Origin of the sequence: Rhodobacter lacus (assembly GCF_042683065.1) — a bacterium.
Lineage (GTDB): Bacteria > Pseudomonadota > Alphaproteobacteria > Rhodobacterales > Rhodobacteraceae > Rhodobacter > Rhodobacter lacus.
This window is the reverse complement of the sequence record NZ_JBHUIX010000009.1, coordinates 115720-140401: the sequence shown is the minus strand read 5'-3', so window position 1 is coordinate 140401 and position 24682 is coordinate 115720. Positions and strand designations below refer to the sequence as shown.

Here is a 24682-nt window from a genome sequence, read left to right as displayed (position 1 = left end):
CGATTGTCCTTCCTGTCGGGCTGCGGGCACGCCCTCGCTGCGACGACAGGACTGCTGCCCCGGCGTCAACCCGCCTTGATGCTCGTTCATTCTTCGCCTAATGCTTTCGCACTTACCAGAGGGAAGCGGGAGAATCCGACATGACGACGGGCCTTATGGCGGGAAAGCGTGGTCTCATCATGGGGCTGGCCAATGACAAGTCGATCGCCTGGGGGATCGCCAAGGCGCTCTCCGATGCGGGCGCCGAACTGGCCTTTTCCTATCAGGGCGAAGCGCTGAAAAAGCGCGTCGAGCCGCTCGCCGCCTCGCTCGGCACGCCGCTTCTCTTTGAATGCGATGTCGCAAGTGAAGAGAGCCTCGACGGGCTCTTTGCCGGGATCAAGGACGCCTGGGGCACGGTGGATTTCGTTGTCCATGCGATCGGCTTTTCCGACAAGAACGAGCTGCGCGGCCGCTATGTGGATACCTCGCGCGGCAACTTCACGATGACGATGGACATCTCGGTCTATTCCTTCACCGCCGTTTGCGCCCGCGCGGCGGAGCTGATGCCGAACGGCGGCGCGCTGCTCACGCTGACCTATTACGGCGCAGAGCAGGTGATGCCGCATTACAACGTGATGGGCGTGGCGAAGGCGGCGCTTGAGGCCTCGGTCAAATATATCGCGGAAGATCTTGGCAAGATCGGCATCCGCTGCAACGCGATCTCGGCCGGGCCGATCAAGACGCTTGCGGCCTCCGGCATCGGGGACTTCCGCTACATCATGAAGTGGAACGAGCTGAACTCGCCGCTGCGCCGCAACGTGACACAGGAAGAGGTCGGCAAGGCCGCGCTTTATCTGTGCTCCGATCTCGGCTCGGGCACCACGGGCGAGAACCTGCATGTGGATGCGGGCTATCACGTCGTCGGCATGAAGGCGGTGGATGCGCCCGATATCGACGTGGTGACGGGCCGCAAGGACTGAGCCCAACCCCGAGGGAAGAATGACGCTCGCCGCCTTTCTTGCGATCTATTTCGTGAACCTGGCGGCGGCAATCTCGCCGGGGCCGGCGGTTCTGCTTTCGGTGCGCACGAGCCTGCGCGAGGGCTTTGCCCGCGGGGTCTGGCTGGCCATCGGCATCGGGCTCGGGGCCTGCATCTGGGCCTTGGCCGCCCTCTTCGGCCTTGCGCTTCTCTTCAAGATCGCCCCCGCCCTCTTGAGCGTGCTCAAACTCGCGGGGGCGGGCTATTTCTTCTATCTGGCGGTAAAGATGTGGCGCCACGCGCCCGAACCGCTCGATACGCGGATGGACGAAATGACCTCGGCGCGCTCGAACCTTGGCCTGGTCTGGCAAGGGATCGCGGCGCAGCTCGCCAACCCGAAACCGGCGGTCTTCTTCGGCACGATCTTCCTCACCTTCATTCCGCCGGATGCCGCCCTCTGGGCTTACGGCGTGATCCTCTTCATCGTCTTCTTCAATGATGCGGCCTGGAATGTGATCGTGGCGCGGATCTTTTCGCTCGACCATGCACGCCGGGTCTATCTCGGGTTGAAGACCGTCATCGACCGTTTCTTTGGCGGGCTTCTGGGGCTTTTGGGCCTCAAGCTCGCCCTGAGCTGAGGAGCACACGCATGGCCGAGCGCCTGCCGCATGAAAAAGGCTTTCACGTAAGCTGGGACCAACTCCACCGCGACGCGCGCGCGCTCGCCTGGCGGCTGGATGGCAAGGGGCCCGGCGACGGCGCCTGGCGCGCCATTGTCGGCATCACCCGCGGCGGCATGGTGCCGGCGGCGATTGTGGCGCGCGAGCTCAACATCCGGGTGATCGATACGATCTCGGTGAAGGGCTACAACCACCAGACCCAGTCCGACCCGGTGGTGATCAAGGCACCGCAGGATGAGCTGATGGGCGAGGGCGGCGAGGGCATTCTCGTCGTCGACGATCTCGTCGACTCGGGGCGGACGCTGGAGCTGGTGCGCAAGCTCTACCCGAAAGCGCATTTCGCCACCGTCTATGCCAAGCCGAAGGGGCGGTTACAGGTGGATACGTTCATCACCGAGGTGAGCCAGGACACCTGGATCTTCTTCCCCTGGGATATGGCGCTGCAATATGTGCAACCCTATCGCGGCACCGATTGAGGGGGGCGGCCCTGCGGGCCGCTGGCCTCCGGCGGGGATATTTTTTGCAAGATGAAAACGACACGGCGTCTTTCGGGGCGCCGTTTTCTTTGCTGCGGGCCGGCCCTCCCGGCCCTTGCCAAGCGCGCGCCCCGGTGGTGAGGTGGCGCGACATTTGCCGGAGGCCCCGATGACCCTTTCCCCGCTCAACCCCGCGCTTGGTGCCACCTTCGCTCCCCCGGTGATGGAGGCGCGGCGCTGGCTTGAGGGGGTGCATTTTGCGCCCGAGCGGCCGCTGATCAACGTGTCTCAGGCCGCGCCGGTCGAGCCCCCGCCGCTGGCGCTGCGCCAAGCCATTGCGACCGCCGCGCTCGACACCCCCGCCGCGCATCTTTACGGGCCCGTGCTCGGCCTGCCGGAGTTGCGCGCAGAACTCGCCGCGCAATGGTCGACGGCTTATGGCGGTGAGATCCGCGCCGATCAGGTGGCGATCACGCAGGGCTGCAACCAGGCCTTTTGCGCGGCCCTTGCCACGCTTGCGGGCGCGGGCGATGCGGTGCTTCTGCCGACGCCTTGGTATTTCAACCACAAGATGTGGCTCGACATGGCCGGGGTGGAGGCGGTGCCGCTCCCCACCGGCGAGAGCCTGCTGCCGGACCCGGACCGCGCCGCAAGCCTGATCACGCCCGCCACCCGCGCCATCGTGCTCGTGACCCCCAACAACCCCGGGGGCGTGGAGTATCCGGCAGAGCTTGTGCGCGCCTTTTACGAGCTTGCCCGATCGCGCGGCCTTGCGCTGATCCTCGATGAGACCTACCGCGATTTTGACGCCCGTTCGGGCGCGCCGCATGATCTTTTTGCCGATCCCGACTGGGCCGAGACGCTCATTCACCTTTATTCCTTCTCCAAGGCCTACCGGCTCACCGGCCACCGCGTCGGCGCGATTGTCGCCTCTGTCGCGCGGCTCGCGGAGGTGGAGAAATTTCTCGACACCGTGGCGATCTGCCCGAGCCAGCTTGGCCAGATCGGCGCGCTCTGGGGCATGCGCAACCTTGCCCAATGGGTCGCGGGCGAGCGCGCCGAGATCCTCGCGCGCCGCGCGGCGATGACCCGGGGCTTCGCCACGCTCGAGGGCTGGAAGCTGCTCGGCTGCGGGGCCTATTTCGCCTATGTCACCCATCCCTCCCCCCTGCCCGCCCCCGATTTTGCCCGCGCGCTGGTGCGGGAGGCCGCGGTCCTGCTGCTGCCCGGCACGATGTTCATGCCCGCCCATGACCCCTTGGGCGCGCGCCAGTTGCGCATCGCTTTTGCCAATATCGACACGCCCACCATCGGCGAATTGATGAGGCGCCTCGCCGCCCTCGCGCCCTGAGCCTTGCGGCTCCGCGCCCGAAGCCCTAAACACCCCTGAAAGGCCGAAAACCGGGAGGACGGGATGTCGACGAAGCTGCGCACGCACGGCAAGGGCGTTGTGGTCTGGATCCTGCTTGCGATGCTCGTCTTCGGGCTTGGCGGCTACGGCGTCACCAGTTTCTCGGGCGGGATGAAATCCATCGGCTCCGTCGGCAAGACCGAGATCACGGTGCAGGAATATGCCAATGCGCTGCGTCAGGAGATGAACGCCGCCGCCGCGCAATTTGGCCGGGCGCTGAGCCTTGAGGAGGCCCGCGCCGTCGGCATTGACCGGGCGGTGCAGGCGCGCCTCTTTGGCGCCGCGGCGCTGAGCGAGCAGGCGGCAAAGCTCCACCTCTCTGTCGGCGATGCCGAGGTGAGCCGCCAGATCGTGCAGGCCGCCCCGTTCCAGGGCCCGGATGGCACGTTCGACCGCACCGCCTATCGCGAAGTGCTGCGCCGTCAGGGCTACACCGAAAAAGCCTTCGAGACCCGGCTGCGCGCCGATGTGGCCCGCTCGATCCTGCAAGGGGCGGTGGCGGGGGGCGCGGCAGCGCCCCAAGCGCTGGTTGAGGCCTATGTGAGCTATCTGGGCGAGACCCGCGACATCAGTTTTGCCGAAATCACCGAGGCGGATCTGCCCGCCCCTGTCGGCACGCCCGATGAGGCCGCGCTGAAAGCCTATTACGACGCGCATCAGGGCGATTTCACCAAGCCCGAGGCGCGCGAGATCACCTATGCATGGCTCACGCCCGAGATGCTCGCCGGCAACGTGACCATCGACGAGGCGACACTCAAGGCGGCCTATGACCAGCGCAAGGACGAATATCTCCAGCCTGCGCGCCGCACCGTTGCCAAGCTAGTCTTTCCGACCGAGGCGGAAGCGTCCGACGGCATGGCGCGCATTGCAGCCGGAACGGCGACGCTTGCCGATCTGGCCAAGGAACGCGGGCTTGAGGCGGGCGATATCGCGCTTGGCGATGTAAGCGAAGCCGAGATCGGCGGCGATGCCGGCAAGGCGGTTTTCGCCGCGGCGGGCCCCGGCGTGATCGGCCCCTTCGCCACCGACCTCGGCCCGGCGCTGTTCGAGATCACCGCGATCCTGCCCGGCGAGGAAACCACGTTTGAAGAAGCCAAACCCGACCTCACCGCCGAGCTTGCCACCGAGCGCGCGCGGCGGATGATCTCGGACCAGACGGGCGATCTGGAAGACCGGCTCGCCTCGGGCGCCACGCTGGAGGAAATGGCGCAGGAGACCGACATGGAGCTGGGCCATATCGCGGTTTCGGCGGGCACCACCGACGGCATTGCCGCCTATGAGAGCTTCCGCGAGGCCGCAAACAAGGTCACGGCGGAAGATTTCCCCGAACTTGGCACGCTCGATGACGGTGGCGTTTTCGCGCTGCAACTTGACGGCATCACCCCCGCCGCGCCGATCCCGTTTGAGGAGGTGCGCGAGAAGGTGGCCGAGGGCTGGCGGGCCGCGGAGCTCACACGCCTGAAGCAAGAGCGCGCGACAGCAGTGATCGCCGATCTCGCCGCGGGCAAGAGCCTTGCCGATCAGGGCTTTGCCGCGCGCAATGAGGCCGGGCTCTCGCGCGGGGCCTTTGTCGAGGGGGCGCCGCAGGCGCTCGCCCGCAGCGCTTTTGAAACCGCCCCCGGCACGGCCGCGACAGTTGCCGATGCGGGCAAAGTCTTCGTGGTTGCGGTCGAGGCGATCCATGCCGCCGATCTTGAGAGCGCCGAGATGAAACAACTCGCCAGCACGTTCTCGGAGCGGCTGGGCCAGATGATCGGCGATGATCTCGTCGATTTTTATGCCCGCGCCGCGCAGTCCGAGGCCGGCATCACGATCGACAGCACCGCGCTCAACGCGGTGCAGGCACAGATCCAGTAACGGAGGCCCCCATGGTTGCCCTTTCTCCCAGTTACGAGGCATTCGAGGCGGCTTGGAACGCGGGGCAGAACCAGCTCGTCTATGCGCGCCTCGCCGCCGATCTGGACACGCCGGTCTCGCTGATGCTCAAGCTTGCGGATGCGCGCGAGAACTCCTTCATGCTCGAATCCGTCACCGGCGGCGAGGTGCGGGGGCGCTACTCGATCATCGGCATGAAACCCGACGTGATCTGGAAATGCCACGGAGAGACGGCCTGCATCAACCGGCAGGCCCGGTTCGAGGATCGCTTCGAAGACCTGCCGGGCCATCCGTTCGAAAGCCTGCGCGCGCTCATTGCCGAAAGCCGGATCGAAATGCCCGAAGATCTGCCCGCGGCGGCGGCGGGGCTTTTTGGCTATCTCGGCTATGACACGATCCGGCTGGTCGAGCATCTGCCAAACGTCAACCCTGACCCGCTCGGCGTGCCCGATGCGGTGCTCATGCGCCCCTCGGTGGTGGCCGTGCTCGATGGTGTGAAGGGCGATGTGATCCTTTGCGCCCCCGCGTTTCAGGGCTCGGGGCTTTCGGCGCGCGCCGCCTATGCACAGGCCGCCGAACGGGTGATGGATGCCTTGCGCGATCTCGACCGCAGCCCGACGCAGGGCCGCGAGATGGGCGAGGTGGCGCAGGTGGGGCCGTTGCGGTCCAACTTCACGCCCGAGAGCTACAAGGCCGCGGTTGAAAAGGCGAAAGATTACATCCGCGCGGGCGATATCTTTCAGGTCGTGCCGGCGCAACGCTGGGCCGCCGATTTCCCGCTGCCGCCATTCGCGCTTTACCGCTCGCTCCGGCGCACCAACCCCTCGCCCTTCATGTTCTTTTTGAACTTCGGCAGCTTCCAGATCGTTGGCGCCAGCCCCGAGATCCTCGTGCGGCTGCGCGAGGGCGAGGTGACGATCCGCCCGATCGCAGGCACCCGCCCGCGCGGGCAGACGCCCGAGGAAGACCGCGCGCTTGAGGCCGATCTGCTCGCCGACAAGAAGGAGCTGGCCGAGCATCTGATGCTCCTGGATCTGGGCCGCAACGATGTGGGCCGGGTCGCGAAGATCGGCACCGTGCATCCGACCGAGAAATTCGTGATCGAGCGCTATTCTCACGTCATGCACATCGTCTCGAACGTGGTGGGCGAACTCGCCGAGGGCGAGGATGCGCTGTCCGCGCTGCTTGCGGGGCTGCCTGCGGGCACGGTGTCGGGCGCGCCCAAGGTGCGGGCGATGGAGATCATCGACGAGCTGGAGCCCGAAAAGCGCGGCATCTATGGCGGCGGCGTCGGCTATTTTGCCGCCAATGGCGAGATGGATATGTGCATCGCGCTGCGCACCGCCGTGGTGAAGGACCAGACGCTCTATATCCAAGCGGGCGGCGGCGTTGTCTATGACAGCGACCCCGAGTCCGAGTTTCAGGAAACGGTCAACAAATCCAAGGCACTGCGCCGCGCCGCGGAGGATGCGGGCCTGTTCGTCCGGCACGGCAACAGCTAAGCTGCGGCGCCCTCAGGGCGCCGCCATCGCCGCCACTGTGGCCGAGAGCGGCGCGAGGTTCAGGCCGCTGGCTGCGCCTGCGCGCCAGTCCTCAAGCCCCGCAACGGATTCGGGCCAGGCCGAGAGCATCACCACCACCGCGCCATCGCGCCCCGCCTCAAAGGCCGCGCGCGCCAGCGTGCGGGAGATGAACGGCGCCTTTTCGCGGCGTTGATCCAGCTCGCGCCAGATCCGGCTTTGCAGGCCCGCCCCTGCCGCGCCCATGCCCGCCGGACGCGTCACATAAACCATCCCCTCATCGGCGAGCGCCCGCTCGACCTGCTGGCGCAACAGGCTCACGCCCTGAAACACCGGCGGATCGGGCTCGACGAGGGCAAGCGCCTCCGGCATTGCCGCGCGCCATGCGGCCAGCGCCACCTCCACATCCTTGGGCTCGGCCCCCGCCGGGAGCGGATCGGCCAGAAACGCCACCTCGAACCCCGCCGCGCGATAATCGGCGGCAGCGGCGGTTGCGCCGGGGCGGGCGGGGTCGAGCACCACCGTCACCCAGGGGCCAAGCGCCTTGATCGTTTCGCGGTCGAGCCCGCCCGCGGCGGGGCCAACATCGCGCAACAGCACCGTGAGCCACGGCTTGCCGGGTTTTTCCGCATAGGCGGCGGCGAAGCGCTCGATCGCCGGGCCTTCGGCGGCGGGCATCGGCGCGGCTTCGGGCGCGGGCGCCGTCTCTTCCGCCGCGGCCTCTGTCGCCGGGCCCGATTGCGCGGCGGCGCCAATCTGCGGCAGGCGGTTCACCTTCGTGCCCGCGGCATCGCCAAAGCCACTGCCCGCGCCCGGCTCAAGCACGCCCGGCAGCGCAGGGCTTGCCGGCACAAGCCCGCCATCAGGCATCAGCGTGATCTCCTGCCCGGGTTCGGGCGGCGCGGCGACCGGCGGCAGATCGGGGGCAACCGCCTCCCCGGGCGGCGGCACCGGCATCTCGGGCGCGGCCTCGGGCGGCGTTTCCAGCGCGGCTTGCGGCGTCTCTGGCGCCGCCGGGGCGGCGGGCGCATTGGCAGAGGTTTCCGGGCGCGGCGGCGGATCGGTCACCGGATCTGCCGCTGCGGTGGCCCGCTCCGCAGGCGGGGCGACGGGAGGTGCGGCGGCCCCGCCCGGCACGGCAGTCTCCGACCCAAGCACCGGGGGCGCCTCGGCGCTGTCGCGGGCAAATTCCGAGCCTGCGGGCAAGGGCACGGCCTGCGCCGGTCCGTTGTCTGCAACAGGCGCGGGGTCCGCGGCGGGCGGCCTCTCGGGCGCCGGTGTGGCGGCATGATCGGGGGCATCCGGCGCCGGATCGGCGCGCGTCACCGGAGCCTCGGCCCGATGCGGCGGCTGCTGCGACGGCTGCGGCGGCGGCAGCATCAGCGAGGCAGCCGCCAGCCCTAGCCCCGAAACGACGACGCCCGTCGTCAGTCCCGCAATCACGCCACGCGCCATTTTACGCTCTCCCGTTCCAGACCTGTTCCGGCCTTTGCTGCTTTCTGCGCCCGAGGGCCGCGCCCCGGATCCACCTTGCGGGCTTGACCCCGGCCGCCTGCTCTGAGCATCTATACCCCGACGTCCGGCCCGGTTCACCCCCAGAATGCGGGCGGCGAGGAAGGAATGCCCATGCTGCTGCTCATCGACAACTACGACAGCTTCACCTACAACCTCGTCCATTATTTCGGCGAGCTCGGCGCCGATGTGAAGGTGGTGCGCAACGACGCGATGGATGTGCAAGAGGCGATGGGCCTTGGCGCCGAGGCGATCGTGCTCTCCCCCGGCCCCTGCGACCCGGCGCAGGCGGGCATCTGCATTCCGCTGACGCTGGCCGCCGCCGAGGCGGGCGTGCCGCTGATGGGGGTCTGCCTTGGACATCAGACCATTGGCGAGGCTTTTGGCGGCAAGGTGATCCGCGCGGGCGAGATCGTGCATGGCAAGATGGGGGCGATCCACCACGAAGGCAAAGGCGTTTTTGCCGGGCTGCCCTCGCCGTTTCAGGCCACGCGCTATCATTCGCTGATCGTCGAGCGCGAGAGCCTGCCCGACTGCCTCGAGGTCACCGCATGGCTTGAGGGGGGCATGATCATGGGCTTGCGCCACAAGGAAAAACTGATCGAGGGGGTGCAGTTCCACCCCGAGTCGATCGCCTCCGAGCACGGCCATCAGATGCTGCGCAATTTCCTCGAATCTGCGAAAGTGAAGGTGAGCGCATGAGCGAGCTCAAACCCCTGATCGGCCTTGCCGCCGAACGTGCCCTGACCCGCGCCGAGGCGGAGATCGCATTCGAGGCGCTGTTCGAAGGGGCCGCGACCCCCGCGCAGATGGGTGGGCTTCTGATGGCTTTGCGCACCCGCGGCGAGACGGTGGACGAGATCGCCGCCGCCACCTCGGTGATGCGCGCAAAAATGACCCGGATCACCGCGCCTGCAGGCGCAATCGACATCGTCGGCACCGGCGGCGACGGCAAGGGCACGCTCAATATCTCGACCGCGACCGCGCTTGTGGTGGCGGGCGCGGGCGTGCCGGTCGCCAAACATGGCAACCGCAACCTCTCCTCCAAATCGGGCGCCGCCGATGCGCTTACCGCGCTCGGGCTCGATGTGATGAAGGGCCCGGCGGCGGCGCAACAGGCGCTCAACGAGGTGGGCCTCGCCTTTCTGATGGCGCCGATGCACCACCCGGCGATGAAGCATATCGGCCCGAGCCGGGTCGAGCTTGGCACCCGCACCATCTTCAACCTGCTCGGGCCTCTGACCAACCCGGCAGGCGTTACCCGTCAGCTGACCGGCGCCTTCTCCCGCGCCTGGATCCGGCCAATGGCCGAGGTGCTCAAGGCGCTCGGCTCGGAGGCCGCGTGGCTCGTGCATGGCTCGGACGGCACCGATGAGCTTTCGATCTGCGGCGTGAGCTGGGTCGCGGCGCTGCAAAACGGCGAGATCAGCGAATTCGAGGTCCACCCCGAAGAGGCGGGGCTGCCCGCCCATCCGTTTGAGGCGATCATGGGCGGCGAGCCGGCCGAGAATGCCGCGGCGCTGCGCGCGCTGCTGGCGGGCGAGCGGACGGCCTACCGCGATGCGGTCTTGCTCAATGCCGCCGCCGCGCTCATTGTGGCGGGCAAGGCGGGCACGCTTCGCGAGGGCGCGGGCCTTGCGGCCGAGAGCATCGACAGCGGCGCGGCCGCGGCCAAACTTGCGGCGCTGAAGGCGGTGCTGGACGCATGACCAACATCCTCGACCGGATCAAGGCCTACAAGCTTGAGGAAGTGGCGGCAGCAAAGGCCGCGCGGCCTCTGGCCGAGGTGGAGGCCGCGGCCAAGGCCGAAGCCCCGGCCCGTGGCTTTGCCGAAGCCCTTCGCAACAAATCCGCGCAAGGCTATGGCCTGATTGCCGAAATCAAGAAAGCCTCGCCCTCCAAAGGGCTGATCCGACCGGACTTTGACCCGCCCGCGCTTGCCCGGGCCTATGAGGCGGGCGGCGCCGCCTGCCTCTCGGTGCTGACCGATGGCCCGAGCTTTCAGGGCGCGCCCGACTTTCTCGTTGCCGCCCGCGCGGCCTGTGCGCTTCCCGCGCTGCGCAAGGATTTTCTCTACGATCCCTATCAGGTCGCCGAGGCGCGTGCCTGGGGGGCAGACTGCATCCTGATCATCATGGCCTCGGTGGAGGACAGCCTCGCCGCAGAGCTGGAAGACGCGGCCTTTGGCTGGGGCATGGATGTGCTGGTCGAGGTGCATGACGGCGCAGAACTCGACCGCGCCCTGAAACACTTGAACTCCCCGCTTCTGGGCGTGAACAACCGCAATCTGAAGACCTTCGAGGTGACGCTCGATGTCACCCGCGCGCTTGCGCCGACGATCCTTGCCGAAGGGCGCGAGCTTGTCTGCGAAAGCGGGATCTTCACGCGCGACGACATGGCGGCGATGGCCGAGGTTGGCGCGCGGCGGTTTTTGATCGGCGAAAGCCTGATGCGGCAGGCCGATGTGGCCGGGGCAACCCGCGCGCTGCTCGCATGCTGAGCCATTTCGACACCGCCGGAAAGGCGCATATGGTCGATGTCTCCGAAAAGCCGGTAACGGCGCGCGAGGCGGTGGCGGAGGGCTGCATTGTGATGGCGCCCGAAACGCTGGCGCTGGTCCTAGAGGGCACGGCGGAAAAGGGCGATGTTCTGGGCATCGCCCGCGTCGCCGGGATCATGGGGGCCAAGCAAACCTCCGCGCTCATTCCGCTTTGCCACCCGCTGCCGATCACCAAAGTGGCGCTGGATCTGACCCCCGACGAGCGCCTGCCGGGTGTTCGTATTCGCGCCACGGTGAAAACCGCGGGGCAAACCGGGGTGGAGATGGAGGCGCTGACCGCCGTTTCCGTGGCCGCGCTGACCCTTTATGACATGCTGAAAGCGGCTGAAAAATCCATGCATATCGAGGGGATACGCCTCGTCATGAAAGATGGCGGCAAATCGGGCCGCTATGAGGCGCGCGCGTGATCTCTGTTGCCGCGGCGCTTGATCAGGTGCTTGCTCTGGCAAGCCCGCTCGCGCCCGAAACGGTGCCACTCGCCGAAGGCCTTGGCCGCGTGCTCGCCGCGCCCGTCCACGCCCGCCTCACCCAACCGCCCTTTGATGCTGCGGCCATGGATGGCTACTGGATTGCCGCCGAAGATGCTTTGCCCGGCGCCGTGCTTGCCGTGACGGGCGAGGCTGCGGCGGGGCATGCGCATCAAGGCGCCCTGCCGCCGGGCCATGCGCTGCGCATTTTTACCGGCGCCCCCTGCCCCGCGCGGCCCGGTCGGGTGATCCCGCAAGAGGATGTGATCCGTGAGGGCGACCGCATCACGCTCGCCTCCCTTCCCGGCGCGCCCCATATCCGCCCGCGTGGCGGAGATTTTTCCGAAGGCGCGCCGTTCTTTCCGCGCCGCCCGCTCAGCCATCGCGACCTCGGGCTGCTGGCGGCAATGAACATCGCCGCGCTGGACGTGCATCGGCGCCCGGTGGTGGCGATCGTCACCACCGGCGACGAGTTGGTGATGCCGGGGGAAACGCCCGGCCCGGACCAGATCATCTGCTCGAACAGTTTTCTGCTTGCAGGCGCCGTGACGCGCGCGGGCGGTATCGCGCGCATGCTGCCGATTGCCCGCGATACCGAGGCGAGCCTGCGCGCGGTTCTGTCCAAGGCCCGGGGCGCCGATCTGGTGCTGACCTCCGGGGGCGCCTCGGTTGGCGATCATGATCTTGTCGGCAAAGTCGCCGCCGAGATCGGGCTTGAGCGCGCCTTCTGGAAGGTGGCGATGAAACCCGGCAAACCCCTGATGGCGGGGCGCCTTGGCAAGGCGCTCATGCTGGGCCTGCCCGGCAATCCGGTCGCGGCAGCGGTTTGCGCCGATCTGTTTTTGGCGCCGCTTCTTGCGCGGTTTCAGGGGCTTGAGGGCCGACCCTCCACCGCCTGGGCGCGCCTTGGCTGCGATCTTCCTGCGGAGGGCGCGCGCGCCCATTACCAGCGCGCCCGGCTCACGCCGGGCGAAGACCTGCCCATTTTGACCCCTTTCGCACAGCAAGATTCCGCAGCGCTGCGCGTGCTTGCCGAGGCGGATGCGCTCCTGATCCGCCCCGCCCATGACCCTGCCCGGCGCGCGGGCGAGCGTGTCGAATATCTGCCGCTCTGAGCCAGCCGCGTTGACACGAAACGCGAACGGGGCTAGAACAAGAGGTGAACGCTTGGGGGCGTCTGGAGCGAAGGGAACGGAATGCTGACACGCAAGCAACTGGAACTTCTGGATTTCATCCAGAAGCGAATGGCGCGCGACGGGGTGCCGCCATCTTTCGACGAGATGAAGGACGCGCTCGATCTGCGCTCCAAATCCGGCATCCACCGGCTGATCACAGCCCTTGAGGAACGCGGCTTTATCCGCCGCCTCGCGCATCGGGCCCGCGCGCTCGAAATCGTGAAACTGCCCGAGTCGCTCGAGGCTGCGGCGGCTTTGGCGGCAGAGAAACCGGCCTTCCGCCCGGAGGTGATTGCCGGCGACAAGGTCGATCCTCCGCGCGGGGCGATGGCGGTGGCGGCGGCTGCGCTCGAGATCCCGGTGATGGGGCGGATCGCAGCCGGGGTGCCGATCGAGGCGATTGCCGAGATCTCGCATCACGTGGCGGTGCCGGGCTCGATGATCTCCGGGCGCGGCGCGCATTATGCGCTGGAAGTCAAAGGCGATTCGATGATCGAGGCCGGGATCAACGATGGCGACATCGTGGTGATCCGGGCGCAGGGCGCGGCGGAGAATGGCGATATTGTGGTGGCGCTGGTCGAGGATCATGAGGCAACGCTGAAGCGGTATTTCCGCCGCGGCGGCATGATTGCGCTTGAGGCGGCGAACAAGGCCTATGAAACGCGGATGCTGCGCGAAGATCAGGTGAAGGTGCAGGGCCGCCTTGTCGGCTTGATCCGCAGCTACTGAGGCCGGGTCCAGAGCCGCGCGCCCGCCTCGGCGCGGGCGCTGCGGATCTGGCCGCGCGCATCGAGGCTGAGCGCGCCCGTGCGCGCGAGTGCGGGCTTGTCGTAAAGCGTGCACTCGCCCGAAACCCCCTTTGGCGCGGCGACATCGAGCACCACGAGCGCCGAGGCCCGGCAGGCCTCGGGCAGGGCCGCGAGCGCGCCCTTCCCCGTCAGATGCACGAGTGCGCGGCCCTGCCACTCTGCCTGCCGGCGGCCCCTTGGGCCGACAAACCCCGGACGTTGAGCCGCCTGATCTGGCGTTGCGGTGTCGCCATCGGCGGCGAGCCAGCCCTCGGCGGTGTAACCGGGAGAGGCTTTGGAGAGCGCGCGGCCAGAGGGGGTCATCACCCCCACGAGGGCGCCCTCAGAGGCGATCAGGAGCGCGGGGCGCGGGGTGAACACCCAGCCTGCCGCAGCGGCACAAAGGGCGGCCAGGGCGAGCGCGCGCGGCGCGCCACGCGCAAGCACCGCCGCCCCGGCCGCAAGCGCCAAGGTGGGGAGCACCCAGCCCGGCGGCGCGGGGAGCGCGGTTTGTGCCCCGCCGAGCCCCGCCACCCAAGCGGCGACGGCGAGCACCCATTCTGTCCCCTTTCCCATGACCCAGAGCGCGGGGGCGGCCAGCCCGAGCGGCGCGAGGCAGGCCGCAATCACGCCCGCGGGCATCACCACAAGGCCCATCACCGGCACGGCAAGCATGTTGGCCAGAATGCCGTAATGCGACATGCGCCCGAAATGCGCCGCGGCGATGGGGGCCGTGACAAGCCCCGCCGCGAGCGAGGTCAAAAGCAGCGCGAGCGCGGGGCGCAGCAGCTTGGGCACGTGGTTTTGCAGCGCCGGTGCGGGCCTTGCGATCAGAACGAGCGCCACGGTCGCGGCAAAGCTCATCTGGAAACCGGGGCCGAGCAGCGCCTCGGGGGTGAGCAAGAGGAGCACGATCGCGGCCAGCGCCACGGTATGAAGCGAGAGGGCGCGGCGCTCGACGAGCACGGCGGTGAGCATCACCGTTGTCATGATCCAGGCGCGCTGGGTGGCGATGTCGGCGCCCGAAATCCACAGATAGAGCGTGGAGGCGAGAAGCGCGGCGAGGGCGGCGATCTTTTTCGTGTTCCAGCGCAGCGCAAGCCAGCCAAACAGCGCGAGGCCATGGCGGATCGCGGCAAAGACGAAGCCCGCGAGCATCCCCATGTGCAGCCCCGAGATCGAGACGATGTGATAGAGGTTCGAGGCGCGCATCCTCTCGTTTGTGGCCTCGGTGATGGCGGAGCGGTCGCCCGTCATCAAGGCGGCCGAGACCGCCCCTGCCTGCCCGGGAATATGCGCCTGCATCGCTGCCGAGAGATGCATGCGCAGCCGATGCGCGGCAAGCGCCCAGTCATTGGGGTCGGGGGGGGCGATCACCACGATCGGGCTGCGGGTGTAGCCAACCGCACCAAGGCCCGCAAACCAGGCATTGCGGCGAAAATCCCACCCGCCCGGTGCCACAGGCCCGTTCGGCGGGCTCAGATGCGCGGTGGTCATGACCACAAGGCCGGGCTCGGGATCCAGGGTGTCGACAGCCCCGTGCAAGGCGATGCGGATCGTTCTCGGGGGCGGCTCGCGGGGCGCGCCGGGCAGGCGCACGTGGTCGAGCGTGAGGCGCAAGACATCGCGCGCGGAGCGGTCGATGCGCAGGATGCGCCCCTCGACCGGGCCGTAATAGCGATGCCCCAGCACCGGCGCGGCAACCGCATGGGCGCGCAGATCAGCGGCGAGAAGCCCGACCGCGGCAAGCAAGACCAGAACGGCGGGAAAGCGCAAGGGACCGGGGCCGCGCCCCCAGAGCGGTGCGGCAATCAGCGCCGCCGCGATGCAAAGGGCGAGCCCCCCCGGCCCCGGCTCGGCGGGAAGCGCGAAATAGGCGCCGATCCCGAGGCCAAGCGCAAAAGGCGCCCAGAGCATCCAGTCGAGCTGGGCCCGCGCAAGCGCGCCCAAAGGATCGCTGAGCCCGGCAAGCGAGATAAGCCGGGCGCCCAGCCCCGGCCAAACCCCGGCCCGCAGCGCTCCGGCGATCCGCTGCACTTGTCCCGCCCCCCCCTGGTGATTTAGAGAAATCCCCAAGAGAGAGCCTACGGGCATCATGGTTTCCAAAAGGTTAATGCGGTCGCTCCGAACCTGAGGGCGGGCCGCAAGAAAGGCCCCAATGTCGCAAGAATCCACATCGCAAAAGATCGTCACCCGCTTCGCCCCCTCGCCCACCGGTTATCTGCATATCGGCGGTGCGCGCACGGCGCTGTTCAACTGGCTCTATGCGCGCGGCCATGGTGGCACCTTCCTGTTGCGCATCGAAGATACCGACCGCGCCCGCTCGACGCCCGAGGCGACGGCAGCGATCCTGAAAGGGCTCGACTGGCTCGGGCTCGATTACGATGGCGAGGTAGTGAGCCAGTTCGAGCGCGCGCCGCGCCATGCCGAGGTGGCCCGCGAGATGCTGGCCCGCGGCATGGCCTACAAATGCTTCTCCACGCAGGAAGAGATCGAGGCGTTCCGGGAGGCCGCCCGGGCCGAAGGCAAATCGACACTGTTTCAGAGCCCGTGGCGGGATGCAGACCCTGGCACGCATCCCGATGCGCCCTATGTGATCCGCCTGAAAGCCCCGCGCGAGGGGGTGACGGTGATCGAGGACAAGGTGCAGGGCAATGTGACCTTCCGCAACGACCAGCTCGATGACATGGTCTGTTTACGTTCGGATGGCACTCCGACCTATATGCTGGCGGTTGTGGTTGACGATCATGATATGGGTGTGACGCATGTCATCCGCGGCGATGACCACCTGACCAATGCCGCGCGGCAGGTGCAGGTATATACGGCGATGGGCTGGGATGTGCCCGCCTTCGCGCATATTCCGCTTATTCACGGCCCCGATGGCAAGAAGCTCTCGAAGCGCCATGGCGCGGTTGGCCTCGAGCAATATCAGGCGATGGGCTACCCGGCGGCGGGGATGCGCAATTACCTGACCCGCCTTGGCTGGAGCCATGGTGATGACGAATTCTTCACCGATGCTCAGGCGAAGGAATGGTTCGAGCTGGAAGGAATCGGCCGCGCGCCCTCGCGGCTCGACTTCAAGAAGCTTGAGAATATCTGTGGCCAGCACATCGCGCAGATCCCCGATGCCGATCTGATGCCGCAGATCCTTGCTTATCTGGCAGCGGCGGGGGAGCCCTCACTTTCTCTCAACCAAGCCAATGCTTTGCTTGCGGCGCTGCCGCTCGCCAAAACCGGCGCGAAGACCTTTGGGCAACTGCTTGAAAAGGCACGCTTTGCGCTGATCTCGCGGCCTGTTGAAATGGACGAAAAAGCGGAGAAAACGCTCGACACTGTATCCCGTGGTATACTGAGAGAATTGACGCAGAGCCTGCGAAATGCTAGCTGGACGCGGGAAGACCTCGAAGCCGTTGCCGCGGAGCTCGCGCAGGCGCAGGGAATCGGTCTTGGCAAGATTGCCGCGCCGATCCGTGCCGCGCTCGCAGGCCGCACGGCAACACCGTCGGTATTCGACATGATGGAATTGCTCGGCCGTGACGAAGTCCTGGCCCGGCTGGAAGATCAGGCGGCCTGACCGGGCCGCCTTTCCCGGGAAACCGGAAAAGACCGCTAGCCGGCCCCGCCGGCGCACGGCCCAGACGCGCCGACGCGAACCGTCGGCTGACAGGAGAGGTTCTTATGGCTGAAACCCAACGCGTTGCCACACTTACGCTCGACGGCAAAACTTACGAATTGCCGGTGATTTCGCCCACCGTCGGGCCGGACGTGCTCGATATCCGCAAGCTCTACGGGCAGGCGGATGTGTTCACTTATGACCCCGGCTTCACCTCCACCGCAGCCTGCGAATCGGAGATCACCTATATCGACGGGGACAAGGGTGAGCTTCTGTACCGCGGCTATCCGATCGAGCAATTGGCCGAAAAGTCGCACTACCTTGAAGTCTGCTATCTGTTGCTGAACGGCGAACTGCCGACCGAGAAGCAGATGACCGACTTCGAATATCGCATCACGCGGCACACCATGCTGCATGAGCAGATCCACATGTTCTTCCGCGGGTTCCGTCGTGACAGCCACCCGATGGCGACGATGGTGGGCGTGGTCGGCGCGATGTCGGCCTTCTATCACGACTCTCTCGACATCAACGACCCCTGGCAGCGTGAGGTCGCAGCGATGCGGATGATCGCGAAACTGCCGACGATTGCGGCGATGGCCTATAAATATTCCATCGGTCAGCCGATGGTCTATCCGCGCAACGATCTCGATTACGCCGCCAACTTCCTGCACATGTGCTTCTCGGTGCCGGCCGAAACCTACACCGTGAAGCCGGAACTGGCCAAGGCCATGGACCGGATCATGATGCTGCACGCCGATCACGAGCAAAACGCCTCGACCTCGACCGTGCGCCTTGCGGGCTCTTCGGGCGCGAACCCGTTTGCCTGTATCGCCGCCGGCATCGCCTGCCTTTGGGGCCCGGCCCATGGCGGCGCCAACCAGGCCTGCCTTGAGATGCTGCGCGAGATCGGCTCGGTCGAGCGGATCCCGGAATATATCGCCAAGGCGAAAGACAAGAACGACCCGTTCCGCCTGATGGGCTTTGGCCACCGCGTCTACAAAAACTTCGACCCGCGCGCCAAGGTGATGAAGGAATCGGCCGACGAGGTGCTCGACCTGCTCGGCATCCACAACAACCCGACGCTGCAAGTCGCCAAAGAACTCGAACGGATCGCGCTTGAGGACGAATATTTCGTCTCGAAAAAGCTCTATCCGAACGTCGACTTCTACTCCGGCATCATCCTCGAGGCGATGGGCTTCCCGACTGCGATGTTTACCCCCATTTTCGCGCTTTCGCGCACGGTGGGCTGGATTTCGCAATGGAAAGAGATGCTTGGCGATCCGACGGGCAAGATTGGCCGTCCGCGTCAGCTCTATACCGGCAAAACGATGCGCAACTATCTCGACGTGGCCGCGCGCTGATCCGCGCCCCCCGCAGCTTGGAAAAAGGCCGGGACACTCCCGGCCTTTTGACTTTGCAGCGCTTGACGGATGCGCCGCCACGCGCTTCTCTGAAGGGGTATCGAACACCCCGGAGGGTCTGATGGGCAAGCCGCAGTCGATCACCATTTCCGCCACGCCACAGCAGGTTTTTGCCCGGTACGAGGCGGTGGAAAGCTGGCCGCAATGGGACCCGGAGGTGCATGCCGTCTCGCTGCCCGAGGGGCTTTTGGTGGGCGCACGCGGCTGGCTGAAACCGCGCAAGGGCCCGCGCTCCGGGATTGTCGTCACCGAGGTGACGCATGGGCAGTCCTTCACCGTCGAGAGCCCGTTGCCGCTTGCAAAACTGCGCTTTCATCACCGCATCGTGGCAACGGCAGAGGGCTGCACCACGACACATTGGCTCAGCTATGGCGGCCCGCTCGGCTTTCTGGTCGCGCTGACCGCCGGGCGCGCGATCGCGGCCACGCTGCCGCAAACGCTTGCCGGGCTGAAGGCCGAATGCGAGGGCACCGCCCCCGCCTCCGCGCCCTGAGCCGCGCCCGCTCGCCCCGCACATTGCGCCCGGCCCTTGCGGGTGCTATTTCTGACCAGTCCGCGCAAGCGGCGCATCGGGAAGGAGAGGCGCATGGTCTGGCTGCTCACGCTCTACACGCTGTTTTCGCTCGCGCTGCTGTTTGGCGCCGCCGAGCTGGAACGCCGCGCGATCACCGCCCGCCGCCGTGGCCCGAACGGGCGCGCGATGCTGATCTCGCTGTTGATCTCGGTCGTCGCCTCGATCTTCGTGATCATCGGCGGCGCGATCTCCTCGGGATGGATCTACATCCTGCATATGCTCGGCGCCTCGATCCTCTATCATGGTTTCATGGGGATCTCGCTCGTGCATGGCCTGCAGGAAACCTCGGCCCGCACCGCCCGGCAGCGCCTGCCCGCCCGCGTCTGAGCGTTCCGCCAGCGGGCGATTGCGCTCGCGTGCGCGCAAATGTCGCTTTCGCGCAGTTTTGCAGACCGGATCCGGCGCTAGGGTGGCGCAAAGGGAGACGGCGATGTTTCTGAGCGTTTTCGATATTTTCAAGGTGGGCGTCGGCCCTTCCTCCTCACATACGATGGGGCCGATGGTGGCAGGCGGGCGGTTTCTCGACACGCTGCGCGCCTCGCCCTTTCATGCCCATGGGCTGCGGGTGCATCTGCACGGCTCGCTGGCCTTCACCGGCAAGGGGCATGCCACGGATCGTGCCTCGATCCTCGGCCTCGCCGGGTTTCTGCCCGAAAGCTATGAGCACGCCGCCGCCGAGGCCGCGCTCGCCGCCAACCGCGAAACCCGCCGCCTCACCCCCGAAGGGCTTGGCCCGCTCGCATTCGACCCGGATCATGATCTCATCTTCGACTATGGCGCGGCGCTGCCCGGTCATGCCAACGGCATGGTGATCGAGGCGCTCGACGCCGAGGGCGACGTGATCTTGCGCGAAACCTATTATTCGATCGGGGGCGGCTTCGTGCTGACCGCAGCAGAGCATGCCGCCGTGGATGACCGCGCGCTCTCCACCCCTTCGGCGGTGCCCTTCCCCTTCCGCTCGGCCGCAGAGATGCTGACGATGGCGCATGGCTCGGGGCTGACGATCGCGCAGATGAAATGGCGCAACGAGCGCCGCTACCGCTCCGAAGAGGAGATCACCGCCGGGCTCGCGCGGGTCTGGCAGGTGATGAACGATTGCCTCACCCGCGGGCTTGAGGGCGCGGGCGAACTGCCCGGAGGCTTGCGCGTCAAGCGGCGCGCCAAGGCAATTCACGAGGCGCTGCTGGCCGAGCGCGGCATGAACCTTGCCGCGCCGCATACGATCAACGACTGGATCTCCTGCTATGCGATGGCGGTGAACGAGGAGAATGCCGCGGGCGGGCAAGTGGTGACGGCCCCCACCAATGGCGCGGCGGGCGTGGTGCCCGCGGTGATCCGCTACTGGCTCGACCATGTGCCGGGCGCGACCTCCTCTCGGGTCGGGGAATTCCTTCTCACCGCCGCCGCCGTGGGCGGGATCATCAAGACCAATGCCTCGATCTCGGGCGCGGAATGCGGCTGTCAGGCAGAGGTCGGCTCGGCCGCAGCGATGGCGGCGGCGGGGCTGGCGGCGGTGCTTGGCGGCACCCCCGAGCAGATCGAGAACGCCGCCGAGATCGCGCTCGAGCATCATCTCGGCATGACCTGCGACCCGGTGAAAGGGCTCGTGCAGGTGCCCTGTATCGAGCGAAACGGCCTTGGCGCGATCAAGGCGATCTCGGCAGCCTCGCTCGCGCTGCGAGGTGATGGCACCCATCTCGTGCCGCTCGACGCCGCCATCGAGACGATGCGCCAGACCGGGCGCGACATGCATGAGCATTACAAGGAAACGAGCCTCGGCGGGCTCGCGGTGAACGTGCCGAACTGCTGAGGCCGGAGGATTGCGCCCTCCTTGAGCGGGCAAGCCCGCCACGCGTCGGGCGCTGCGGGGGCGCTGCCCCCTCTTGGCGCTGACGCGCCAATTCACCCCCGGGATATTTTCACAAAGTCGAAGAGGGAAAGCTCTTTGCCTTCGACTTTGTGCAAATATCCCGGGGGGAGTCCGCTTGCGGACGGGGGGCAGCGCCCCCCTGCCCGCTCAGATATGCAGCGCGCGGCCGTAGGCGTCGAGCACCGATTCGTGCATCATTTCGCTCAGCGTCGGATGCGGGAAGACGGTCTGTATCAGATCTTCTTCCGTCGTTTCCAGCGTGCGCCCGATCACATAGCCCTGGATCATCTCGGTCACTTCGGCGCCGACCATATGCGCGCCCAGAAGCTCGCCCGTCTTCGCGTCAAACACGGTTTTCACCATCCCCTCGGCCTCGCCAAGTGCAATCGCCTTGCCGTTGCCGATGAAGGGGAAGCGGCCCACCTTGACCGCATAGCCCGCCTCTTTCGCCTTGGCCTCCGTCAGCCCCACGCTCGCCACCTGCGGGTGGCAATAGGTGCAGCCCGCAATCGTGCCGGGCTTGATCGGATGGGCGTGTTGGCCCGCGATGAGTTCGGCCACCATCACGCCCTCATGGCTCGCCTTATGCGCAAGCCAGGGCGCGCCGGCGATGTCGCCAATCGCATAGAGCCCCGCCACACCGGTGCGGCAGAATTCATCCACCACCACATGGGTGCGGTCGATCTTCACCCCAAGCGCCTCAAGCCCCAGCCCCTCGACATTGCCGACGATGCCGACCGCAGAGATCACCGTGTCGAATTCCGCGGTGGTCACACCCTTGGCATCTTCAAGATGGGCCACGACCTTGCCGGGGGACCGGTCGAGTTGCTTCACCGTGGTCTTTTCGAGGATCTTCATCCCCTGTTTGACGAACTGCTTTTTCGCGAAGGCGGAGATCTCGGCATCTTCCACCGGCAGCACCCGGTCGAGCACTTCCACCACCGTTGTATCGGCGCCGAGCGTGTTGAAGAAGCTCGCAAATTCGATCCCGATCGCGCCCGAGCCGATGACGAGCAGCTTTTTCGGCATGCGTTTGGCCACCAGCGCGTGCTTGTAGCTCCACACCAGGTCGCCATCCGCCTCAAGGCCGGGCAATTGCCGGGCCCGCGCGCCGGTGGCGAGCACGATGTTTTTCGCCGTGATCTCTTCGACCGTGTCGCCGGATTTCACCGCCACCACGCCTTGGCGCGGCAACGTGGCCTCGCCCATGAAGACCGCGATCTTGTTTTTCTTCATCAGATGGCCGATGCCACCCGAGAGTTGCTTGGCGACGGCGCGCGAGCGCGCCACCACGGCGGCGAGGTCAAAGCCCACCTTCTCGGCGGAGAGGCCAAATTCCTTGGCGCGGTGCATCAGGTGGAACACTTCCGCCGAGCGCAGCAGCGCCTTGGTCGGGATGCAGCCCCAGTTCAGGCAGATGCCGCCCAGATGCTCACGCTCGACCACCGCGACCTTCAGGCCCAGTTGCGCGCCGCGGATCGCGGCCACATAGCCGCCCGGCCCCGCACCGATAACGATCATGTCGAAGCTTTTCGCGGCCATATGCCCCTCCATCAAAAGATGGTTTGGTGTTAAACTATTTCCGCGCCCGCTTCAAGAAGCCGCACCCCAAAATACCAACGCGCCCCGCAAGGGGCGCGATGTGAGTCGGGACGCTCGGCGCTCAGCGGTCGAGCGAGGCCAGCATCCGGTCATAGCCGCCAGCCCAGAGGAAGGCTGCCTCCTCGTCGGAGGAGTAGCGCCCGACAAGTTCGTTGCGCCACGGAAAACGGCCAAAGCGGGCAATCACCGCGTGATGCGCCTTGGCGTGCAGCAGATGCTCATCGGGCATCCGCTCCTCGGCCAGCCGCACGCCCTTTTCCTGATCGGCAATGTTTTCCGAATGCATGAAGGGCACATAGAAAAACTGCCGCAGCGGGTCCTCGATCTGCATGTCGAAGCCCTTCTCGATCGCCGCTTCCGCCACCTTGCGGGCGAGCGCATCCGACGCGAAGGCCTGACGCGAGCCCCGAAACATGTTGCGCGGCAGTTGGTCGAGCAAAATCACCAGCGCCAGCGCCCCCACCGGCGTCTCGGCCCAGGCGTCACAGCCGCCCGCCTGAGCGCGCTGCCACAGCGCGGAATAGCGCTTGAGAATGTCTTCGTCGAGTTCCGGTGTCGCGTTATACCAGCGTTCCGGGCCGACTTCATCGTGCCAAAACGCGATCAGCTCCTTGATCGGCTCCATCCAGGACCCCCATATCGGTTGAGCAGTGAACCAAGCCTGACGATAAGGGAAAGAAGCGCAAGCCTGACCGCGCGTCTGCCCTGTTCTGCGTCGCAGAAATTTTCCAGTTCGCCCAATATGTGAGCAAGCAGCTCAACCCAAGGGTTATTTATGCGTATTTTCTGAGCCGTCCGAGGGGGCGCTTGCCTGCGTCGCGGCGGCAGAGGGGTCTGTCCCCGGACCGGCCTCGGCCCCGGACTCTGAGCCGGACTCTGAGCCGGAATCGAGCACCGCCTCGACGGCGAGCGCCGTTGCGCCGGGCGAGACCACAGCGAAAGCCGCCGGATGCGCCCCCTGCCGGTCCGGGGCGCGCAAGATCCGCCACAGCGCGTAAAGCGCGATCCCGGTCATCAGAAGCCCAACGTAGAGGAAGAAGCCGCCCGGCCCGAGTGTTTCCATCAGCCAGCCCGTGACCGGCGGGCCGGTGATGGCGCCCACGCCATTGACGAAGAGAAGCCCGCCCGAGGCGGCTGCCATGTCGGTGCTGTCGAGATAATCGTTCGTATAGGCGAGCAGGAGCGCATAGAGCGGGTTCGCGACCCCGCCGATCACCGCGCTCAGGAAGAGCAGCACCCAGAGCCCCGGCGCAAAGAGATAGGCTGCCAGCATCGCCGCCGCCCCCACCACCGCGACCCAAAGGATCAGCCGGCGCCGGTCCATCCGGTCCGAAAGCCAGCCGATCGGGAATTGCGCGACAAGCCCGCCAAAATAGATCGCCGCAACAAACAGCGAGATCTGGCTGACCGAGAGCCCGACCTGCGTGCCCCAGACCGAGACCATCGAGAAAAGCGCGGCAAAGGTGCCGCCCATCAGGAAGATGCCCACCACGCCAAGCGGCGAGATTGCAAAGAGCTTGCGCAGGCTCAGGCGGCGCACCTCGGCAAAGGCGGGTGCGGGCCCGGCAGAAAGCAGGATCGGCGTGAAGGCGAGCGACACCAGCACCGAGGGAATGACGAAGAGCAGATAGCCCGCCGGATCGGCGACGTTCATCAACGCCTGCCCCGAGATGATGCCGATCATCTGCACGATCATATAGGCCGACAGCGCCTGCCCGCGCAGCTCGTTGCGGGTGGACGAATTGAGCCAGCTTTCTGCGGTGATATAGACACCCGAGAAGCAAAAGCCGATCAGCACCCGCATCAGCGCCCAGGCGAGCCAGTTTGGCCAGGCGGCATAGAGGATCAGCACCGCCGAAATGAGCGAGCCGAGCGCCGCGAACACCCGCACATGGCCAACCCTGCGGATCATGATCGGCGTCATCTGCGAGCCAAACAGAAAGCCCGCGAAATAGGCCGCCATGACAATAGACATCTGATAGGTGCCGATCCCTTCGATCGCACCGCGGATGCCCAAAAGCGTGCCCTGCATGCCGTTGCCAACCATCAGCAGCATGATCCCCAGAAGCAGAGGCCAGGTGGTGCGCAAAACGGTCAGCATCGGTGAATCACTCGCTTCTTCAAGATCATGCAGGCGGAGCGGTCAGGATAGGCTGCCCCGCAAGCGGCGTCACCCC

22 protein-coding genes are annotated in these 24682 nt (G+C 66.6%); 17 read left to right on the top strand and 5 right to left on the bottom strand.

All coding sequences use genetic code 11. From position 1 onward, the window contains the following. Positions 1-140: 140 nt before the first annotated feature. The 6 genes from fabI to trpE all read left to right on the top strand — a co-directional run bounded on the left by fabI (position 141) and on the right by trpE (position 6905). Positions 141-962, top strand: a complete 822-nt coding sequence (fabI, locus tag ACFSM0_RS08365) for an enoyl-ACP reductase FabI (protein WP_377389211.1) — start codon at positions 141-143, stop codon at positions 960-962. Between the two features lie 19 nt (positions 963-981). Next, positions 982-1599, top strand: coding sequence for a LysE family translocator (locus tag ACFSM0_RS08360; protein WP_377389208.1), 618 nt, complete (start codon positions 982-984; stop codon positions 1597-1599). 11 nt (positions 1600-1610) lie between these two features. Next, positions 1611-2117, top strand: a complete 507-nt coding sequence (gpt, locus tag ACFSM0_RS08355; RefSeq protein WP_377389206.1) for a xanthine phosphoribosyltransferase — start codon at positions 1611-1613, stop codon at positions 2115-2117. Positions 2118-2286: 169 nt separating this feature from the next. Further along, positions 2287-3468 carry an aminotransferase gene (locus tag ACFSM0_RS08350; RefSeq protein ID WP_377389205.1) on the top strand — a complete coding sequence of 394 codons (1182 nt, stop codon included), beginning with the start codon at positions 2287-2289 and terminating at the stop codon, positions 3466-3468. Positions 3469-3531: 63 nt separating this feature from the next. Next, complete coding sequence (locus tag ACFSM0_RS08345) at positions 3532-5385, top strand: SurA N-terminal domain-containing protein (protein ID WP_377389202.1); 1854 nt, start codon at positions 3532-3534, stop codon at positions 5383-5385. 11 nt (positions 5386-5396) lie between these two features. Beyond that, the gene (gene trpE, locus ACFSM0_RS08340) at positions 5397-6905 is read left to right on the top strand and encodes an anthranilate synthase component I (protein ID WP_377389199.1); all 1509 of its coding nucleotides are present in this window, start codon (positions 5397-5399) and stop codon (positions 6903-6905) included. A gap of 12 nt (positions 6906-6917) precedes the next feature. On the opposite strand, the gene ACFSM0_RS08335 is transcribed toward trpE, so the two are convergent. Beyond that, on the bottom strand, positions 6918-8378 hold the full coding sequence (locus ACFSM0_RS08335) for a divergent polysaccharide deacetylase family protein (protein ID WP_377389196.1): 1461 nt from the start codon (positions 8376-8378) through the stop codon (positions 6918-6920). A gap of 171 nt (positions 8379-8549) precedes the next feature. Between ACFSM0_RS08335 and ACFSM0_RS08330 the strand changes: the two genes are divergently transcribed. From ACFSM0_RS08330 to lexA, 6 genes are all read left to right on the top strand, one after another. Next, positions 8550-9137 carry an anthranilate synthase component II gene (locus ACFSM0_RS08330; protein ID WP_377389709.1) on the top strand — a complete coding sequence of 196 codons (588 nt, stop codon included), beginning with the start codon at positions 8550-8552 and terminating at the stop codon, positions 9135-9137. Further along, a complete protein-coding gene (gene trpD, locus ACFSM0_RS08325) occupies positions 9134-10144 on the top strand; it encodes an anthranilate phosphoribosyltransferase (RefSeq protein WP_377389194.1) in 1011 nt (336 codons plus the stop codon). The genes ACFSM0_RS08330 and trpD overlap by 4 nt, the downstream gene beginning before the upstream one ends. Further along, positions 10141-10935 (top strand): indole-3-glycerol phosphate synthase TrpC, encoded by a 795-nt coding sequence (gene trpC, locus ACFSM0_RS08320; RefSeq protein ID WP_377389191.1) that lies wholly within the window; start codon positions 10141-10143, stop codon positions 10933-10935. Before trpD ends, trpC begins: the two co-directional genes overlap by 4 nt. After that, on the top strand, positions 10929-11402 hold the full coding sequence (gene moaC / locus ACFSM0_RS08315) for a cyclic pyranopterin monophosphate synthase MoaC (RefSeq protein ID WP_377389188.1): 474 nt from the start codon (positions 10929-10931) through the stop codon (positions 11400-11402). The genes trpC and moaC overlap by 7 nt, the downstream gene beginning before the upstream one ends. Continuing rightward, positions 11399-12577 carry a molybdopterin molybdotransferase MoeA gene (locus tag ACFSM0_RS08310; protein ID WP_377389185.1) on the top strand — a complete coding sequence of 393 codons (1179 nt, stop codon included), beginning with the start codon at positions 11399-11401 and terminating at the stop codon, positions 12575-12577. The genes moaC and ACFSM0_RS08310 overlap by 4 nt, the downstream gene beginning before the upstream one ends. Before the next feature lie 81 nt (positions 12578-12658). After that, on the top strand, positions 12659-13366 hold the full coding sequence (lexA, locus tag ACFSM0_RS08305) for a transcriptional repressor LexA (RefSeq protein ID WP_377389183.1): 708 nt from the start codon (positions 12659-12661) through the stop codon (positions 13364-13366). On the opposite strand, the gene ACFSM0_RS08300 is transcribed toward lexA, so the two are convergent. Further along, the gene (locus ACFSM0_RS08300) at positions 13360-15462 is read right to left on the bottom strand and encodes a ComEC/Rec2 family competence protein (RefSeq protein ID WP_377389180.1); all 2103 of its coding nucleotides are present in this window, start codon (positions 15460-15462) and stop codon (positions 13360-13362) included. The two genes, lexA and ACFSM0_RS08300, sit on opposite strands and share 7 nt — an antisense overlap. Before the next feature lie 121 nt (positions 15463-15583). Between ACFSM0_RS08300 and gltX the strand changes: the two genes are divergently transcribed. The 5 genes from gltX to ACFSM0_RS08275 all read left to right on the top strand — a co-directional run bounded on the left by gltX (position 15584) and on the right by ACFSM0_RS08275 (position 20843). Next, entirely contained in the window at positions 15584-16999 is a 1416-nt protein-coding gene (gltX, locus tag ACFSM0_RS08295) for a glutamate--tRNA ligase (protein WP_377389177.1), read from the top strand. Positions 17000-17103: 104 nt separating this feature from the next. Beyond that, positions 17104-18399 (top strand): citrate synthase, encoded by a 1296-nt coding sequence (gene gltA, locus ACFSM0_RS08290; protein ID WP_377389175.1) that lies wholly within the window; start codon positions 17104-17106, stop codon positions 18397-18399. A gap of 121 nt (positions 18400-18520) precedes the next feature. Then, entirely contained in the window at positions 18521-18952 is a 432-nt protein-coding gene (locus tag ACFSM0_RS08285; RefSeq protein WP_377389172.1) for an SRPBCC family protein, read from the top strand. 93 nt (positions 18953-19045) lie between these two features. Beyond that, positions 19046-19360 carry a hypothetical protein gene (locus ACFSM0_RS08280; RefSeq protein WP_377389170.1) on the top strand — a complete coding sequence of 105 codons (315 nt, stop codon included), beginning with the start codon at positions 19046-19048 and terminating at the stop codon, positions 19358-19360. Positions 19361-19463: 103 nt separating this feature from the next. After that, the gene (locus ACFSM0_RS08275) at positions 19464-20843 is read left to right on the top strand and encodes an L-serine ammonia-lyase (protein WP_377389168.1); all 1380 of its coding nucleotides are present in this window, start codon (positions 19464-19466) and stop codon (positions 20841-20843) included. Between the two features lie 207 nt (positions 20844-21050). On the opposite strand, the gene lpdA is transcribed toward ACFSM0_RS08275, so the two are convergent. From lpdA to ACFSM0_RS08260, 3 genes are all read right to left on the bottom strand, one after another. Further along, positions 21051-22445 carry a dihydrolipoyl dehydrogenase gene (gene lpdA, locus ACFSM0_RS08270; protein WP_377389166.1) on the bottom strand — a complete coding sequence of 465 codons (1395 nt, stop codon included), beginning with the start codon at positions 22443-22445 and terminating at the stop codon, positions 21051-21053. Positions 22446-22566: 121 nt separating this feature from the next. Next, positions 22567-23130 carry a DUF924 family protein gene (locus tag ACFSM0_RS08265; RefSeq protein ID WP_377389163.1) on the bottom strand — a complete coding sequence of 188 codons (564 nt, stop codon included), beginning with the start codon at positions 23128-23130 and terminating at the stop codon, positions 22567-22569. Positions 23131-23274: 144 nt separating this feature from the next. After that, positions 23275-24606 carry an MFS transporter gene (locus ACFSM0_RS08260; RefSeq protein ID WP_377389160.1) on the bottom strand — a complete coding sequence of 444 codons (1332 nt, stop codon included), beginning with the start codon at positions 24604-24606 and terminating at the stop codon, positions 23275-23277. Positions 24607-24682 lie beyond the last annotated feature (76 nt).

Coding starts and splice junctions, on each gene's coding strand:
- fabI (WP_377389211.1), top strand. CDS start 141: ATGACGACGGGCCTTATGGCGGGAAAGCGTGGTCTCATCATGGGGCTG.
- ACFSM0_RS08360 (WP_377389208.1), top strand. CDS start 982: ATGACGCTCGCCGCCTTTCTTGCGATCTATTTCGTGAACCTGGCGGCG.
- gpt (WP_377389206.1), top strand. CDS start 1,611: ATGGCCGAGCGCCTGCCGCATGAAAAAGGCTTTCACGTAAGCTGGGAC.
- ACFSM0_RS08350 (WP_377389205.1), top strand. CDS start 2,287: ATGACCCTTTCCCCGCTCAACCCCGCGCTTGGTGCCACCTTCGCTCCC.
- ACFSM0_RS08345 (WP_377389202.1), top strand. CDS start 3,532: ATGTCGACGAAGCTGCGCACGCACGGCAAGGGCGTTGTGGTCTGGATC.
- trpE (WP_377389199.1), top strand. CDS start 5,397: ATGGTTGCCCTTTCTCCCAGTTACGAGGCATTCGAGGCGGCTTGGAAC.
- ACFSM0_RS08335 (WP_377389196.1), bottom strand. CDS start 8,378: ATGGCGCGTGGCGTGATTGCGGGACTGACGACGGGCGTCGTCGTTTCG.
- ACFSM0_RS08330 (WP_377389709.1), top strand. CDS start 8,550: ATGCTGCTGCTCATCGACAACTACGACAGCTTCACCTACAACCTCGTC.
- trpD (WP_377389194.1), top strand. CDS start 9,134: ATGAGCGAGCTCAAACCCCTGATCGGCCTTGCCGCCGAACGTGCCCTG.
- trpC (WP_377389191.1), top strand. CDS start 10,141: ATGACCAACATCCTCGACCGGATCAAGGCCTACAAGCTTGAGGAAGTG.
- moaC (WP_377389188.1), top strand. CDS start 10,929: ATGCTGAGCCATTTCGACACCGCCGGAAAGGCGCATATGGTCGATGTC.
- lexA (WP_377389183.1), top strand. CDS start 12,659: ATGCTGACACGCAAGCAACTGGAACTTCTGGATTTCATCCAGAAGCGA.
- gltX (WP_377389177.1), top strand. CDS start 15,584: ATGTCGCAAGAATCCACATCGCAAAAGATCGTCACCCGCTTCGCCCCC.
- gltA (WP_377389175.1), top strand. CDS start 17,104: ATGGCTGAAACCCAACGCGTTGCCACACTTACGCTCGACGGCAAAACT.
- ACFSM0_RS08285 (WP_377389172.1), top strand. CDS start 18,521: ATGGGCAAGCCGCAGTCGATCACCATTTCCGCCACGCCACAGCAGGTT.
- ACFSM0_RS08280 (WP_377389170.1), top strand. CDS start 19,046: ATGGTCTGGCTGCTCACGCTCTACACGCTGTTTTCGCTCGCGCTGCTG.
- ACFSM0_RS08275 (WP_377389168.1), top strand. CDS start 19,464: ATGTTTCTGAGCGTTTTCGATATTTTCAAGGTGGGCGTCGGCCCTTCC.
- lpdA (WP_377389166.1), bottom strand. CDS start 22,445: ATGGCCGCGAAAAGCTTCGACATGATCGTTATCGGTGCGGGGCCGGGC.
- ACFSM0_RS08265 (WP_377389163.1), bottom strand. CDS start 23,130: ATGGAGCCGATCAAGGAGCTGATCGCGTTTTGGCACGATGAAGTCGGC.
- ACFSM0_RS08260 (WP_377389160.1), bottom strand. CDS start 24,606: ATGCTGACCGTTTTGCGCACCACCTGGCCTCTGCTTCTGGGGATCATG.